The organism is Bradyrhizobium sp. USDA 4354, assembly GCF_054060315.1.
In genome coordinates this window covers 4398321-4414286 of sequence record NZ_JBSSDC010000001.1, presented here as the reverse complement: position 1 = coordinate 4414286, position 15966 = coordinate 4398321, and the positions used below count along the sequence as shown (strand labels likewise).

Annotated in this window: 12 protein-coding genes and 1 riboswitch; of the genes, 5 read left to right on the top strand and 7 right to left on the bottom strand. The window is 65.0% G+C overall.

Features of this window, described 5'->3' with window-relative positions; genetic code table 11:
• Positions 1-22: 22 nt before the first annotated feature.
• Positions 23-1402: a CmpA/NrtA family ABC transporter substrate-binding protein gene (locus ACVIIV_RS20085; RefSeq protein WP_456745711.1), complete on the bottom strand. Its 1380-nt coding sequence runs from the start codon at positions 1400-1402 to the stop codon at positions 23-25.
• A gap of 160 nt (positions 1403-1562) precedes the next feature.
• Between ACVIIV_RS20085 and ACVIIV_RS20080 the strand changes: the two genes are divergently transcribed.
• A complete protein-coding gene (locus tag ACVIIV_RS20080; protein WP_456745710.1) occupies positions 1563-3488 on the top strand; it encodes a sigma 54-interacting transcriptional regulator in 1926 nt (641 codons plus the stop codon).
• Positions 3489-3496: 8 nt separating this feature from the next.
• Here the strand turns inward: ACVIIV_RS20080 and ACVIIV_RS20075 are convergent, their stop codons facing one another.
• The 3 genes from ACVIIV_RS20075 to ACVIIV_RS20065 form a co-directional block, all read right to left on the bottom strand.
• Entirely contained in the window at positions 3497-4375 is an 879-nt protein-coding gene (locus tag ACVIIV_RS20075) for a sulfurtransferase (protein ID WP_456745709.1), read from the bottom strand.
• A 63-nt stretch (positions 4376-4438) separates the two neighbouring features.
• Positions 4439-5551, bottom strand: a complete 1113-nt coding sequence (locus ACVIIV_RS20070) for an acyl-CoA dehydrogenase family protein (protein ID WP_456745708.1) — start codon at positions 5549-5551, stop codon at positions 4439-4441.
• 35 nt (positions 5552-5586) lie between these two features.
• Positions 5587-6129, bottom strand: a complete 543-nt coding sequence (locus ACVIIV_RS20065; RefSeq protein ID WP_456745707.1) for an OsmC family protein — start codon at positions 6127-6129, stop codon at positions 5587-5589.
• Positions 6130-6375: 246 nt separating this feature from the next.
• On the opposite strand from ACVIIV_RS20065, the gene ACVIIV_RS20060 reads away from it, so the two are divergent.
• Positions 6376-7029 carry a TetR/AcrR family transcriptional regulator gene (locus ACVIIV_RS20060; protein ID WP_456745706.1) on the top strand — a complete coding sequence of 218 codons (654 nt, stop codon included), beginning with the start codon at positions 6376-6378 and terminating at the stop codon, positions 7027-7029.
• 153 nt (positions 7030-7182) lie between these two features.
• On the opposite strand, the gene ACVIIV_RS20055 is transcribed toward ACVIIV_RS20060, so the two are convergent.
• Complete coding sequence (locus ACVIIV_RS20055; RefSeq protein ID WP_456745705.1) at positions 7183-8376, bottom strand: TrmJ/YjtD family RNA methyltransferase; 1194 nt, start codon at positions 8374-8376, stop codon at positions 7183-7185.
• Positions 8377-8710: 334 nt separating this feature from the next.
• On the opposite strand from ACVIIV_RS20055, the gene ACVIIV_RS20050 reads away from it, so the two are divergent.
• Positions 8711-9925 carry an NADP-dependent isocitrate dehydrogenase gene (locus tag ACVIIV_RS20050; RefSeq protein WP_456745704.1) on the top strand — a complete coding sequence of 405 codons (1215 nt, stop codon included), beginning with the start codon at positions 8711-8713 and terminating at the stop codon, positions 9923-9925.
• A 146-nt stretch (positions 9926-10071) separates the two neighbouring features.
• Here the strand turns inward: ACVIIV_RS20050 and ACVIIV_RS20045 are convergent, their stop codons facing one another.
• Entirely contained in the window at positions 10072-11298 is a 1227-nt protein-coding gene (locus tag ACVIIV_RS20045) for a cyclic nucleotide-gated ion channel (protein ID WP_456745703.1), read from the bottom strand.
• Positions 11299-11304: 6 nt separating this feature from the next.
• Positions 11305-13983 carry an alanine--tRNA ligase gene (gene alaS, locus ACVIIV_RS20040; protein WP_456745702.1) on the bottom strand — a complete coding sequence of 893 codons (2679 nt, stop codon included), beginning with the start codon at positions 13981-13983 and terminating at the stop codon, positions 11305-11307.
• 220 nt (positions 13984-14203) lie between these two features.
• A riboswitch (glycine riboswitch) is annotated at positions 14204-14293 on the top strand.
• A gap of 146 nt (positions 14294-14439) precedes the next feature.
• Here alaS and gcvT point away from each other — a divergent pair.
• Positions 14440-15585: a glycine cleavage system aminomethyltransferase GcvT gene (gcvT, locus tag ACVIIV_RS20035; RefSeq protein WP_456745701.1), complete on the top strand. Its 1146-nt coding sequence runs from the start codon at positions 14440-14442 to the stop codon at positions 15583-15585.
• A 10-nt stretch (positions 15586-15595) separates the two neighbouring features.
• The gene (gcvH, locus tag ACVIIV_RS20030; protein WP_456745700.1) at positions 15596-15964 is read left to right on the top strand and encodes a glycine cleavage system protein GcvH; all 369 of its coding nucleotides are present in this window, start codon (positions 15596-15598) and stop codon (positions 15962-15964) included.
• Positions 15965-15966 lie beyond the last annotated feature (2 nt).

The following is a 15966-nucleotide window of genomic DNA, read 5'->3' as shown; positions in this document are numbered from 1 at the left end:
CGGGACACGAGCATGGAGGACATCACGACGCCTTCCTGATCTTGAAGCTCGCCACATAGTCCTCCGGCTTGGCCGGATCGAAGGTCTTGCCCATCACCGTGAACGATTTGTAAGCGCTCGCCGGCGGCGTGAGGCCCATCTCGGTCATCAACTTCTTGGTGTCGGTGGCGAGATACACCTGCTCGGCCACCGCCTTGTAGTCGACATCGCCCTTGATCTGGCCCCAACGCTTCATCTGCGTCAGCATCCACACCGCAAAGGACTGCCAGGGGAACGGATCGAAATCGACGCGCTTTGGATCGGTCTTCACCCCGCCGAGGCCGTCGGCATAGGTGCCGGTCAGGACCTGCTCCAGCACCGTCACCGGCGCGTTGATGTAGTTCGCCGGCGCGATGGCCTCCGCGATCTGCTTGCGGTTCTCGGCCTTCGAGGCATAGGCGGTGGCATCGACGATGGCGCGCGTCAGCGCGGCAAAGCTGTTCGGCGCCGTGGTGATGAATTCGCGGCTGGCGGCGAAGCTGCAGCAGGGATGGCCGTCCCAGATCTCCTTGGAGAGCAGATGCATGAAGCCGACGCCGTCATAGATCGCGCGCTGGCAGATGTTGTCGGGCGCAAGGAAGCCGTCGATGTTGTCGGCGCGGAGGTTCGCGACCATCTCCGGCGGCGGCACCGAGCGCAGCTGCACGTCGGTGTCGGGGTCGAGCCCGGCTTCCGCGAGATAGTAGCGCAAGAGATAGTTGTGCATGGAATAGTCGAAGGGGATCGCGAATTTCAGGCCCTTCCAGTCCTTTGGATCGCGCTTGTCCTTGTGCTTGGTCGCCAGCACGATGCCCTGCCCGTTGATGTTCTCGATCGCAGGCACCGCGAAGGGGATGGCATTGGCCCCGAGGCCGAGCGAGATCGCGATCGGCATCGGCGCCAGCATGTGCGCGGCGTCGTATTCCTTGTTGATGGTCTTGTCGCGGATCACGGCCCAGCCGGCGGTCTTGACCACTTCGACATTGAGGCCGTGCTTGGCATAGAAGCCCATCGGCGCCGCCATGATGATCGGCGTCGCGCAGGTGATCGGGATGAAGCCGACCTTGAGATCCTTCTTCTCGGGCGCACCGGCTTGCGCAAAGACTTCGGTTGCCGTCTGAAGCGGAAAGAACTGCGACAGCGCCGCGAGTGCGGTGGATGCACCGACCGATTTCAGGAACGCGCGCCGTGCCACATCCTGCGGGAACATCGCGCGCATCACCGCGGAAGCGACCACGCCCTCGTAGCGCTTCTCTTCGCTCTCGACCGGCCCGCAACGCAGCGCCGTCGCCTGCTCGTGCTCTGCTGCGGAACGATGCTGGCCGCAGGCACAGCCGGCTCGAAGGTTGCGATCGCGATCAAACGGATTGTCGAACGTGGACATCGGCCCTCCTGCGCGTCATTGCGAGGAGCAATTACGCAAGGAGCATGCCACCGTCTTCCGAGCGGACAGTGCCTTGATGACACAGCACTTTCGACCGCACTTGGCCACTACGAAAACTCGTGATAAACGAGATTTCGTAGCTCAATTACGAGATTTCGCAATGGCAACGACGCCAATGCCCATCCACGATGATGTGGCCCCCGCCATCGACCCGCGCATCGCGGCGTTCGAATCCTCCGTCGAGGCGACGCTTCTGGTCGATCCCTATGGCGACCAGATCGTCGATGCCAATCCCGCTGCCTGCGCCCTGCTCGGCTACGACCGCGCGCTGTTGCGGCAGACCAGGGCCAGCACGCTCCACGCCGGCGAGCTTCCGGCCCTCACCGTCTTCACCCAGGCCGTGCTGCACAGGGGCGCCTACTGGACCACGGCGCTCACTCCCCGCCACGCGACGGGGCAAAATCTCCAGCTCGAATATGCCGGCTGCCTGCTGCCGCATGACGGCCGCTCGCTGCTGCTGCTCACGCTGACCGATCTCGAAGCGCGCCGCCGCCGCAATGTCGACGCCGCCGCCGAGGACCACATGCGCGGCGGCATCTCCACCTGGCAGCGGGTCGAGCGCGTGTTCCAGGACATCGAGCGCGAGAACCAGTTGATCCTGCGCGCCGCCGGCGAAGGCATCTATGGCGTCAACGCCGAAGGCAAGACCACCTTCGTCAATCCCGCGGCCGAACGCATGCTGGGCTGGACCGCCGAAGAGCTCGTTGGCAAGGAGATCCACCCGATCGTCCACCACACCCATCACGACGGCCGGCACTATCACAACCATGATTGCCCGATCTATGCGGCATTCCGCGACGGCGCCGTGCACCAGGTCGACGGCGAGGTGTTTTGGCGCAAGGACGGCTCGCCGGCCTGGGTCGAATACACCTCCACGCCGATCCGCGATCGCGGCGTCGTCGTTGGCGCCGTCGTGGTGTTTCGCGACGTCAGCCAGCGGCGGGAGGCCGACGAGAAGCTGCACGCCGCGCTTGCCGAGGTCGACCGTCTGCGCGAGCGGCTGGAGCTGGAAAACGCCTATCTCCAGGAAGAAATCCGCATCGAGACCAATCCGCGCGGCATCATCGGTCAAAGCGAGGCGATCCAGAAGACGTTGCGGCAGGTCAAGCTGGTGGCGCCGACGACGGCGGCGGTGATGATCAACGGCGAATCCGGCACCGGCAAGGAGCTGATCGCGCGCGCCATCCACGAGGACTCCACCCGCAGCGACCGGCCGTTGATCCGGGTCAACTGCGCCGCGATCCCGCGCGAATTGTTCGAGAGCGAGTTCTTCGGCCATGTCCGCGGCGCCTTCACCGGCGCGACGCGCGACCGTATCGGCCGCTTCGAGCTCGCCGACGGCGGCACGCTGTTCCTCGACGAGGTCGGCGAGATCCCGCTCGAACTGCAAGGCAAGCTGCTGCGCGTGTTGCAGGAAGGCCATTTCGAGCGCGTCGGCGAGGCGCGCACCCGCGCGGTCGACGTTCGTGTCATCGCCGCGACCAATCGCGATCTCAAGCAGGAGGTCCAGCGCGGCCGCTTTCGCGAGGACCTCTATTTCCGCCTCAACGTATTCCCGATCGAGACCGTGCCCTTGCGCGAACGGCGCGAGGACATTCCCCTGCTTGCCCAGCACTTCCTGACGCGCGAGAGCAAGGCGCTGAAATCCAACCTGCGCCTGTCGGAAGGGGATGCGCGGCGGCTGACCCGCTACGACTGGCCCGGCAATGTCCGCGAACTGCAGAACGTGATCGAGCGCGCCGCGATCCTGTCGCAGAACGGCCGCCTGCGCATCGATCTGCCGGATACTTCAGGCGCACAAGCGCCTAGCGGCGCAGCCCGTCAGAAGGCCGAAGCGCGGCCTGCGATCATGACGTCATCCGAAATGCGCGACCACGAGCGCGCCAACATCCTCGCCGCGCTCGAGGCCTGCGCAGGCAAAGTCTTCGGCCCCGGCGGCGCCGCCGAGATGCTCGACATCAAGCCGACCACGCTGGCCTCGCGGATCAAGGCGCTGGGGATTGCGCCTCGTCCGCGGGCCATATGATCGCGCGCTCACGCCGCCTTGGTCGTCACGCCCGCTGCCATCGGCAGGCCCTGCTCGATCGGCAGCGAGGGATCGCGCGACCATTCGTTCCAGGAGCCGAAATACATCCGCACGTCCTTCACGCCGGCGTTCTTCAGCGCCAGGAACGTGTTCGAGGCGCGCGCGCCCTTGAAGCAGTAGAGATAGACCGGCGTGGTCTGCGAGATGCCGACCGTGGCGCATTCGGCCAAGATCTCGTCCTTGGACTTGAAGCGTGGGCCCTCGGCGGTCGGCTTCATCATGCGATACCATTCCAGCCAGACGGCGCCGGGGATGCGGCCCTTGCGCGGGCAGAAATCTTTTCCATAGGGAGAGGAGCTGTCGCCGATCCACTCGTCGACGTCGCGCACGTCGAGGATGGCGATGCCGGGTTTGCCGACGGCGCCGAGCATGGTCTTGGCGTCGATCAGGATCTCGCCGGCTTCCGGTACGATCGCGAACGAGGCCTTGGTGGGCGTGGGCACATCCTTCATCACCGGGAAGCCCGCGGCCGACCACGCATCGAAGCCGCCATGCAGCACCTTCACCTTGGGATAGCCGAGCATGGTGAGGAGATAGTAGCCGCGGCAGGACTGGCCGAAGCCGGAATTCATCGACTGCTCATAAATGACAGCCGTTTCCTTGCCGGAGAGACCGGCGCCGCCGAATGCATCGGCAAATTTGGTCTTTAGCTCGGCCATGCCCTCGGGCGTGGAGGTCGCCAGGAACGTGAAAATCTCGTGCACGTTCACGGCATTGGGCAGATGGCCGGCGGCGTAGGCATCGGGGTTGCGGGTGTCGATGACGACACACGGCTCAGTCTTCAAGAGATCGGCGAGTTCGACGGCAGTGATCAGGACGTCAGTCATGGCAGCCTCTCCGTTGAGGTTGGGGGTCTCTAGGGTCGTCGTCTTGGGGTGGACTCGTAGAACTCAGGCATCGGCGAGCATCTTGCGCAGCTGCTTGGTGGCCGGCGTGACGATCGCGACGAAATAAGCCTCGCGCAGACGCCGCTGCGCGCGGTGGCTTTTGAGGTAGCCGCGCGCGCCACAATGCAGCATCGCTGCATGCGCCGCCGCGACGCTGGCTTCGCCGGCGCGCAGCCGCAGCGCGATCACCTTGCGCCAGTAAGTTTCCTCCTCGTTGTAGGGATCGCGCGCCAGCGCCATGGTCTCGGCCTCGAGCTCCGCCGCGAGATCGCGGAAATGCACCGGCTGCTGCGGCAGATAGCGGTTGATGTGGCCGAGCGGGTTATCCACCTCGTCCATGATGTTGATGCAGTCTCTGATGACGCCTAGCGCCATGCCGGCCTGGAGCAGGATGAAGCCGGCACGGATCTTCTTGACGAAAGGCCCGGCGGGATCGGCGAGGATCAGCTCATCAGGGACAAAGGCGTCGCGGAACTGCACGCCATAGGTGCCGGTGCCGTCCATCGCGAGGAACGGCTTGCATGGCGTCAGCGTGATCGTGGGGTCCGAGCAATCGGCCAGGAACATCACGGTGCCCTGGTCGTCCTCACGCTCGAAGATCGTGCCGAAATAATGGTCGGGGCCGAGATTGGAGACCCAAGGCAGCGCGCCGCGCACGATATAGCCGCCCTCGACCTTGCGCCCCTTCAGCTTGAGCTTCTCGATACCGAAGAAGCTCTTCATGGGGTTGGAGAGTCCGGTGCCGCCGAGCACGCGCCCCGTCGAGAAGGCATCGCCGAAGCGTTTTGCGAGATTCACATTGGTGGAATTCGCCGCGTACCAGACCAGCGTGTTCTGACACCAGGCCATGAACGCCGTAGCTCCGCAGACCTCACCGATCGCCGCCATTGCCTGGATCGCGCAGCGCAGATCGGCAGGCCCCTCGTGAGGCACGTGGCTGCCCCACGCCCCGACCGCACCGAATTTGCGCAGCACCTCGGCCGGATAGACCGATCCGTCGTCGATGCCGGCGGCAAGCGGCGCGAGCTGCTCGCGCGCGATCCGCGCCACCTCGCCCGCAATGGACGGTGCGGGCTGATCCAGAACTTCGGCCCGCGATAAAGCCAGTGAACCCATGATCGTCTCCCGCACCTTGTCCTGATTGCCGCCTGCTAGATGCCGACCTCGAGATTGACCGGGCGGGTGAAGGTGTTGGCGACCGGCGACCATTTCTTCACATGGGCCACCAGCGCGTTGATCTCATCCGGCGAGATGCCCTCGCATTCCATGTCGACCTTGACGCGGACATCGGTGAATCCAACCGGCTTGTCGGAGGTGTCGCCGGTGCCCCAGACCGCGGTGATGTTGAGATCGCCCTCGAGCTCCAGCTCGAGCTTGTTGACGATCCAGCCGCGGTGCACGGCATTGGCATGCAGGCCGACTGCAAGGCAGGAGCCGAGCGCGGCCAGCGAGGCTTCCGACGGATTGGGCGCGGTGTCGTCACCCAACAGACCCGGCGGCTCGTCGACGATGTAGGGCGGCAGGTTGCGGATATAGTTGGCGTGGCGGAATTTGCCTTCCGCGACGGTCTTGCACTTCAAGGTCTTGATGATCTTTGGATTCGCCTTGCCGTTGGCGATCAGTTGCTCGAGCCCGTTCTTGTCGATGGGTGCGAGGCAACCCGTCAGCACTGTCTTTTGAACGACGGCAGTCATCAGTCTTCTCCCTGGCAGAAGCGAAATCGGTAGGATACCGAACGGTCTGTTTCCCTGCATGGAGCGTGCCAGAGCCCGCGAAAAACAAAAGGCGAAGCATTGGAGCCGCTTAAGCCTCGCTGCCTGCGGATTGATCAGCCTTCCCCTGCTCAAAGGCGGAGCAGATGCGTGATCGGATGCGAATCTTTTCAGCGCGGGACAGATGCGGCTTGCTGATGCCGCGCCGCTACGATTAAGTTGCAGCTCATGGCAAAGACGTCATCGAAGAAGAGTTCAAATTCACCGCACGCCGGTGCCGGCGACGACGAATCCGCGCGCGGGCGCCTGCTCAGTGCCGCGACGCATCTGTTCTGCAAGAACGGCATTAACGCCACCGGCATCGATGCGATCATCGAAGAAGCCGGAACAGCGAAGACCACGCTCTATAAATTGTTCGGCTCCAAGACCAATCTCGTCAACGCCGTGCTGGAGAGCGAAGGCAAGCAATGGCGCGAATGGTTCATCGGCGCCATGGAAGCGGGCGGCGGCGATGCACAGGCCAAACTCACGCGCATCTTCCCGGCACTGAAAAGCTGGTTTGCCGAGGAGCGCTTCTACGGCTGCCCCTTCATCAACGCCGTCGCTGAGCACGACAAGGACGCAAAACAGTTCCGCAACATCGCGCTGAAGCACAAGAAGATCGTGCTCGGCCACATCGAGAAGCTCGCCGGCGAGCTGGGATCGGCTGAGCCCGCGGTGCTGGCCCACCAGCTCGGCCTCATCATCGACGGCGCCATCGTCGCAGCGATGATCTCGCGCGATCCGGGCGTGGCCGATACGGCGGCGCTCACGGCAACTCCTTTGCTAGGCCAGGCGAAGGCGAAGAAGAAGCGCGCGGCGGATCAGCTCGAGGCGGTGTGAGCTTATCTTCGTAGGGTGGATTAGCTGAGCAGATGTGCGAAGCGCATCTGCTCAGCGTAATCCACCTCTTTGAGCTCTGCGGAAACAGAGGCGGTGGGTTACGCCTCGCGGACTGCGCTTCGCGCAGCCGCAAGGCTAACCCACCCTACGACGCTATGGCTCCATCATCCTCTGCAGCCGCACCAGCTCGGCTTCGAGATCGAGCTCCACATCCGCCGCGCGAATGTCGAGCACCCGATAATCCCGCGCCTCCAGCCACGCCCGCCGCGACGCGCGGTCGGCGGCGATCGTCTCGCTCTCGCCCGGGTTGACCAGCTCGATCGCGATCCGGTGCGGGAAGGAGACGAAATCCGGGATGTGGCGCCCCACAGGGGTCTGGCGCTTGAACTGGCCGGCGAAGCGGCGGTCGCGGGTGAGCGCCTGCCAAAGCAGGCGTTCGGCGTCGGTCGGGTTGCGGCGAAGCAGGCGGGCGAGGCCGCGCACGGTGGAGCCGCTGTCGGAGACGCCGCCGCCCTGCCCGTGCTCGGCGAGCAGTGCGCGCAGGCGCGTCGCCTGCTCGCCGTCGAGCACGCCGCCCTTGGCCGGCCCCTTGCGTCCTTCCGCGATCGCCATGATCACGCCGTGCAGCGTGTGCATGTCCTGCTTGGTCGGCTCCATCCGGCTGAAGATGTTGCGCAGGTTCACCAGCATGGTGTCGCGCTTCTCGGCCGGGCGCAGGAACTCCACCTTGTCGAGCTCGCGCACGAGATTGTCGAAGAAGGCCTGCATCTGGTGCTGCGAGGCGCGCTCGGAGCGCTCCGGCATGGCGTGCGGCAGCGCGCCCGAGGTCGCCAGCTTGAACCATTCATAGCCGATCAGCAGCACGGCCTGGGCAAGGTTGAGCGAGGCAAACCCCGGATTGACCGGGAAGGTGATGATGCGGTTGGAGAGCCCGACCTCCTCGTTGGTCAGTCCCCAGCGCTCCCGGCCGAACAGGATGCCGGCCTTTCCGCCGGTCGCGACGTGCCCGGCGATCTCGCAGGCTGCGGCCGCCGGCCCGACCACGGGCTTGGCCTGGTCGTGGGGACGAGCGGTGGTGGCGAACAAGAGGTCGAGGTCGGCGACCGCCTGCTCCACCGTGTCGAACAATTCGACCTTCTCCAGAATGTGGTCGGCGCCGGCGGCGGCCCGCTGTGCCGCGATGTTGGGCCAGCCGTCCCTGGGGTTGACGATGCGCAAGGCGCCAAGCGCGAAATTGCCCATGGCGCGCGCGGCCATGCCGATGTTCTCGCCCAGCTGCGGCTCGACCAGGATGACGATGGGACCGTCGAGGGAAAGGCCCGTCTTGCTCTTGTCAGTCCCCGACATCTCGCTTCGCTTTCACACTGTCTCTCAACGCCTTGGTGAGGCCGTCTTCAGAAATTGATTCAAGCCGGCGACCGGCCGGCCCCGCCCGCCTGTCGTTTGCCTGTCCTGACAAAATTCTCAAGGGAAATAACGGGTTGGATTCGACTTTTGAATCTCGCCTGGAACGTGAGGCCGGGCCCGGCTGCGGGCCGGCTGGCCGCTTCCCGTCTGGGGAAGCTGGATGAGCTAAAAGTGCATAATCCCTTGGCTTTCGCCCGCTGCTATCAGGTGCTAAGAGGCGGCGGATATTCCCGTGGCGCACCACAAGCGCCGTTCCCAAGAGGCTTCCCCGATCATGGCAAAAATCAAGGTATCCAATCCCGTCGTCGAGCTCGATGGCGACGAGATGACCCGGATCATCTGGCAGTACATCAAGGACAAGCTGATCAACCCGTTCCTGGATGTCGAGCTGCTCTATTTCGACCTGGGCATGGAGCACCGCGACCACACCAACGATCAGGTCACCATCGACGCCGCCGAGGCCATCAAGAAGGTCGGCGTCGGCGTCAAGTGCGCCACCATCACCCCCGATGAAGCCCGGGTGAAGGAGTTCAACCTCAAGCAGATGTGGAAGTCGCCGAACGGCACCATCCGCAACATCCTCGGCGGCGTGATCTTCCGCGAGCCGATCATCTGCAAGAACGTGCCGCGCCTGGTTCCCGGCTGGACCAAGCCGATCATCATCGGCCGCCACGCCTATGGCGACCAGTACCGCGCCACCGACATCAAGTTCCCCGGCAAGGGCACCCTCTCGCTGAAGTTCGTCGGCGAGGACGGCACCGTTATCGAGAAGGAAGTGTTCAAGGCGCCCGGCGCCGGCGTCGCGATGGAGATGTACAATCTCGACGACTCCATCATCGATTTCGCCCGCGCCTCCTTCAATTACGGCCTGCTCCGTAATTACCCGGTGTACCTGTCGACCAAGAACACGATCCTCAAGGTCTATGACGGCCGCTTCAAGGACATCTTCCAGGACATCTTCGACCGCGAGTTCAAGAAGGAGTTCGACGCCAAGGGCCTGACCTACGAGCACCGCCTGATCGACGACATGGTGGCCTCGGCGCTGAAATGGTCCGGCGGCTACGTCTGGGCCTGCAAGAACTACGATGGCGACGTGCAGTCCGACACGGTCGCGCAGGGCTACGGCTCGCTCGGCCTGATGACCTCGGTGCTGCTCACCCCCGACGGCAAGACCGTGGAAGCCGAGGCCGCCCACGGCACGGTGACCCGCCACTACCGCGAGCACCAGAAGGGCAAGGAGACCTCGACCAACTCGATCGCCTCGATCTTCGCCTGGACGCGTGGCCTCGCCCACCGCGCCAAGCTCGACAACAATGCCGAGCTGGCGAAGTTCGCGAGCATCCTGGAGAAGGTCTGCGTCGACACCGTCGAGGCCGGCTACATGACGAAGGACCTCGCGCTCCTGGTCGGCGCCGACCAGCGCTGGCTCTCGACCACCGGCTTCCTCGACAAGGTCGCCGAGAACCTGACCAAAGAGCTGGCGGCGTAAGCTGCCTCCGCCCGTCATTGCGAGCGAAGCGAAGCAATCCAGAATCCCTCCGCGGAAACCGTCTGGATTGCTTCGTCGCTTCAGCGACAAGATTGCCTTGCAATCTTGTCGCGCGCTCCTCGCAATGACGAGCCTTTGCTGACTGCTCAGCGGTCCGTGCCTTCCTTCTCCGCCTGTGCCAGCTCGGCAAGCGCGAGATCGCCGCTGTCGGCGAGCCGCGCCTTCGCTGTCGTATGGACGTGATCGGCAAGCGTCGGCATGCGCGCGATCAAAGCGTGAAAATCCTGGGCATCGAGCACCAGCAAGCGCGTCTTGCGCGTTGCCGTCACCGTGCCGCTGCGCTTGGTCTTGTGCAAGAGCGCGATCTCGCCGAAGAAGGTGCCGTCGGCTAGCCGAACATGCTGGCTCGGCAGCGCGATCTCGACCTCGCCGGCGGTGATGAAATACATCGACGAGGCGACATCGCCCCGTCGCACCAGGATCTCGCCCTGCTCGATGGTGCGTGCCCGCAACAGGCGCATGATATCGGCGATCTCCGCCGCCGACAGATGCGAGAACAGCGGCACCCGCGCCAGCATGCCCCAGGTCACCACGAAATCGCGCCGCTTCACCTCTTCCGCGAATGCGGTGGAGATAATCGCGACCGGCAGCGCGATCATGGCAAAGCCGGCGATGATGGCGAAGGTCGAGACGAACTTGCCGAGCGGCGTCACCGGTACGACGTCGCCATAGCCGACGGTGCCGAGCGTCACGATCGCCCACCACATCGCCTGCGGGATGGTGCCGAGCTTGTCCGGCTGCACGTCGCGCTCGATGGCGTAGAGCAGCGAGGCGAAGGTCAGGACCGCGCCGATCAGGATGACGATGCAGCCGATCAGCGCGCGACGCTCGGCATGCACGGCGGCGAGCAACGAGCGCATCGCCGGCGAATAGCGGATCAGCTTGAAGAACGGCAGCACGCCGAGGGCTGCCAGCGTCGCGTGCCGGCCGGTCGCGAGCACGACCGCGGCGGGCAGGAACGCCATGAGGTCGATGATGCCGAGCGCGGAGAAGGCATAGCCCAGCCGGTCGGACAGCGCCGATCCCTTGCGCTGGGTATGCCCCGCCACCGTCCATAGCCGCGCCGCATATTCCAGCGCGAACACGATCACGGACAGGATGGTGATGCCTGCGAACAGCGTGCCGAACCGCGCGTCGAGCTCCGGCACCGAGGCGAGGATCATCGCGGCCACATTGAGCACGATCGCGCCGATGATCAGCTGGATGAAGCGCGACCCGACCGAATAGGCCAGCGGATCGTGCTCCAGCAATTCGTAGAGGCGATCCCGTAAGTTCGGATCGCGAAGCCCACGTCCTCGCGGAACGGGGGACATGGCGGTTTACGCGCCTGCCATCGCTTTTTCGATCGCGCTCAAGGCCTCGGACGCCTTGGCGCCGTCGGGTCCGCCGGCCTGGGCCATGTCGGGCCGGCCGCCGCCGCCCTTGCCGCCGAGCGCCTCGGAGGCGATGCGCACGAGGTTCACGGCGTTGAAGCGCGCGGTGAGGTCTTGCGTGACGCCGACCACGACACCGGCCTTGCCGTCTTCGGTGACGCCGACGATGGCGACGACGCCCGAGCCGATCTGCTTCTTGCCGTCGTCGGCCAGGCTCTTGAGATCCTTCATCTCGATGCCTTCGACCGCGCGCGCCATCAGCTTGACGCCGCCGGCCTCGCGCACGCCCGCGGCTGCGCCATTGCTGGCGGACGCACCGCCGCCCATCGCCAGCTTCTTGCGCGCGTCGGAGAGTTCGCGCTCGAGCTTCTTGCGCTCCTCCATCAGCGCTGAGATGCGCGCCGGCACGTCGTCGAGGGAGGTGCGCAGCTCGTTCGCCGCGGTCTTTGCCAGCGCCATGGTGTCGTTGGCGTGCTTGCGCGCATAGTTGCCGGTCAGCGCCTCGATGCGGCGCACGCCGGAGGCGACCGCGCTTTCGCTCGTCAGCGTGATCAGGCCGATATCGCCGGTGCGCCTCACATGGGTGCCGCCGCAGAGCTCGACCGACCAGCCGAGCGTGTTGGCGCCGCGCTCGCGCGCGGTCTTGCCCATCGAGACGACGCGGACCTCGTCACCGTATTTCTCGCCGAACAGGGCGCGCGCCCCCGCTTCCCGCGCCTCATCGACGCCCATCACACGCGTGGTGACCTCGTCATTCTCCAGCACCACGTCGTTGGCGATGTCCTCGACACGGGCCAGTTCCTCCGCCGTGATCGGCTTCGGATGCACGAAGTCGAAGCGCAAGCGGTCGGGCGCGACCAGCGAGCCGCGCTGGGCGATGTGGTCGCCGAGCACCTGGCGCAGCGCTTCGTGAATGAGATGCGTCGCCGAGTGATGCGCGCGGATCGAGGAACGGCGCGAATGATCGACCTCGAGCTGCAGCGCAGCGCCGAGCTTCAGCTCCCCACTCTCCACCGTGCCGATGTGGACGAAGAGATCGCCGAGCTTCTTCTGCGTATCGGTGACGCGGAATTTGAGTCCGCTCTCGCCGGTGAGCAAGCCGGTGTCGCCGACCTGGCCGCCCGACTCCGCATAGAACGGCGTCTGGTTCAGCACGATCGCGCCCGTCTCGCCGGCCTTGAGGCTGGCAACCTCAGCGCCATCCTTCACCAGCGCGGACACCACGCCTTCGGCGCTCTCGGTCTCGTAACCCAGGAATTCGGTCGCCCCCAGCTTCTCGCGCAGCGGGAACCAGATCGCTTCCGACGCCGCCTCACCCGAGCCCTTCCAGGACTCGCGCGCCTTGGCCTTCTGACGCTCCATCGCGTCGGTGAACGCAGCTTGATCCACGCCGATGCCGCGCGACTTCAGCGCGTCTTGCGTCAGGTCGAGCGGGAAGCCGTAGGTGTCGTACAGCGTGAAGGCGACGTCGCCGTCGAACATGTCGCCCTTCTTCAGGGACGCGCTCTTCTCGTCGAGGATGGCAAGGCCTCGCGAAAGCGTCTTGCGGAAGCGGGTCTCTTCCAGCCGCAGCGTCTCCTCGATCAGATTCTCCGCGCGCATCAGGTCGGGATAGGCCTGGCCCATCTCGCGGACCAGCGCCCAGACCAGCCGATGCATCAGCGGCTCTTTGGCGCCGAGCAGCTGCGCATGGCGCATCGCGCGGCGCATGATCCGGCGGAGCACGTAGCCGCGGCCCTCGTTCGAGGGCAGCACGCCGTCGGAGACGAGGAACGCCGAGGAACGCAAATGGTCGGCGATGACGCGGAACGAGGCCACGGTCTGCTCGTTCGGCCCGGTGCCGAGCGCAGACGCGGTCGCGTCGATCAGGTTGCGGAACAGGTCGGTCTCGAACACGCTCTCGACGCCCTGGAGGATGCAGGCCATGCGCTCCAGGCCCATGCCGGTGTCGATCGAAGGACGCGGCAGATCCACGCGCTCCTCCTTCGTCACCTGCTCATATTGCATGAACACGAGATTCCAGAACTCGAGGAAGCGGTCGCCGTCCTCTTCCGGCGAGCCCGGAGGTCCGCCCCAGATGTGCTCGCCGCGGTCGATGAAGATCTCCGAGCACGGGCCGCACGGGCCGGTGTCGCCCATCGCCCAGAAATTATCCGAGGTCGGGATGCGGATGATGCGGTCGTCGGAGAAGCCGGCGATCTTCTTCCACAGGCCCGCCGCCTCGTCGTCGGTGTGATAGACCGTGACGAGCAGCTTGTCCTTCTTCAGCCCGAACTCGGTCGTGATCAGCTTCCAGGCAAGCTCGATCGCGCGCTCCTTGAAATAGTCGCCGAACGAGAAATTGCCGAGCATCTCGAAGAAGGTGAGATGGCGCGCGGTGTAGCCGACATTGTCGAGGTCGTTGTGCTTGCCGCCGGCGCGCACGCATTTCTGCGAGGTGGTGGCGCGCTGATACGGCCGCTTCTCGACACCGGTGAACACGTTCTTGAACTGCACCATGCCGGCATTGGTGAACATCAAGGTCGGGTCGTTGCGCGGCACGAGTGGCGAGGACGGCACGATCTCGTGGCCGTTCTCGGCAAAGAAGTTCAGAAAGGTCGACCTGATCTCGTTGACGCCGCTCATGTTCATCCAATCGGGTATGCTTGGGCCCGCTGCCGCAGTCCAAACCTGAAATTCAGGCTGATATCTGCGGGCCAAAGCGCTTTTAGACAAGGCCAGCTTCGCTGTCTAGAAACTGTGCAGAGAGATCAGTGGGTTGCCGCAGGCGCGCAATCCCGTTGAAAGGCGCGAGTGTCGCGTTGACAGGCTTGGCCGCCCTGTGGTCTCTACCCATCTGTATCGTACGGCCACGTCGGGAGAGACCGGCTTAGGCAGCCGGCGCCGAAGGAGCAACCGCCCCGGAAACTCTCAGGCAAAAGGACCGCGTGGCTTTGACAGCATCTGGAAAGAGGCGCCGACGGGCATAAGACCCGGATTGCGTCCGCCGACGGGATAATACTCTCAGGCACAGCGACAGATGGGGCTTCGACTGGTGTCCATCGGGGAATCCTCCCCGGGAACCGCCGAGGGCCCCTTAAGATGCTAGCGACCGACCAAGACTCCCTGAAACGTACGCCCCTCCACAGCCTCCATGTGTCCCTGGGCGGCAAGATGGTGCCGTTCGCGGGCTATGACATGCCCGTGCAGTACCCCGCGGGCGTGCTGAAGGAGCACCTCCATACCCGGGCCGCCGCCGGCCTGTTCGACGTCTCCCATATGGGCCAGATCGCGCTCCGGCCGAAGTCGGGCAAGGTCGAGGACGCCGCCCGCGCACTGGAACAGCTGGTGCCGCAAGATATCGTGGCGGTCGCCGAGGGGCGGCAGCGCTATGCCCAGTTCACCAATGCGGACGGCGGGATTCTCGACGACCTGATGGTCGCCAATTTCGGCGATCACCTGTTCCTGGTGGTCAACGCCGCCTGCAAGGACGCGGACGAGGCGCATCTGCGCGCGAACCTGTCCGGCGACTGCATCATCGAGCAGCTCGCCGACCGCGCGCTGATCGCGCTGCAGGGCCCGAAGGCGGAAGCGGTGCTGGGGAAATTCTGTGCAGAGGCGCCGGCCATGAAGTTCATGGACGCCGGCCCGCATGAGGTTGCCGGCATCAAGTGCTTCGTCTCGCGCTCCGGCTACACCGGCGAGGATGGGTTCGAGATCTCGGTTCCTGCAGGCGAAGCCGAACGCCTCGCCAAAATGCTGCTGGACAATCCGGACGTGCTGCCGATTGGCTTAGGGGCGCGCGACAGCCTGCGGCTGGAGGCCGGGCTCTGCCTGTTCGGCCACGACATCGACACCGCCACCACGCCGGTCGAGGCCGCGCTGGAATGGTCGGTGCAGAAGAGCCGCCGCAACGGCGGCGCCCGTGCCGGCGGTTTTCCCGGCGCGGACAAGATCCTCGCCCATTTCGATAACGGCGCATCCCGCCGCCGCGTCGGCCTGCTTGCTCTGGGCCGCGCGCCGGTGCGCGAGAGCGCGCTGCTGTTTGCCGACGCTGCGGGCGGCGAGCCGATCGGAAAGGTCACCTCGGGCGGCTTCGGCCCGAGCCTGAGCGCGCCGGTGGCGATGGGTTATGTGCCCGTGAGCCTCGCCGCGCTCGGCACCAAGCTCTTCGCCGAGGTGCGCGGCCAGCGGCTGCCCTTGCAGGTCGCCGCCATGCCCTTCGTGAAAAACACCTACAAACGCTGAGGACAAGACAATGACCACGACCCTGTACACTTCCGACCATGAATGGCTCGCCATCGATGGCGATACCGCCACGGTCGGCATCACCGACTACGCCCAGCAGCAGCTCGGCGACGTCGTGTTCGTGGAGCTGCCCAAGCTCGGCCGCGTGCTGAAAAAGGCGGAAGCCGCAGCGGTCGTCGAGTCGGTCAAGGCGGCCTCCGACGTCTACGCACCTGTTACCGGCGAAGTGATCGAGACCAACGCCGAGCTCGCCAACGAGCCGGCGCTGGTGAACTCGGATGCGCAAGGCAAGGCCTGGTTCTTCAAGATCAAGATTGCCGACAAAAGCGAGCTCGGCGGCCTCATGGATGAAGCCGCCTACAAGGCGCATACGGCTTAAGG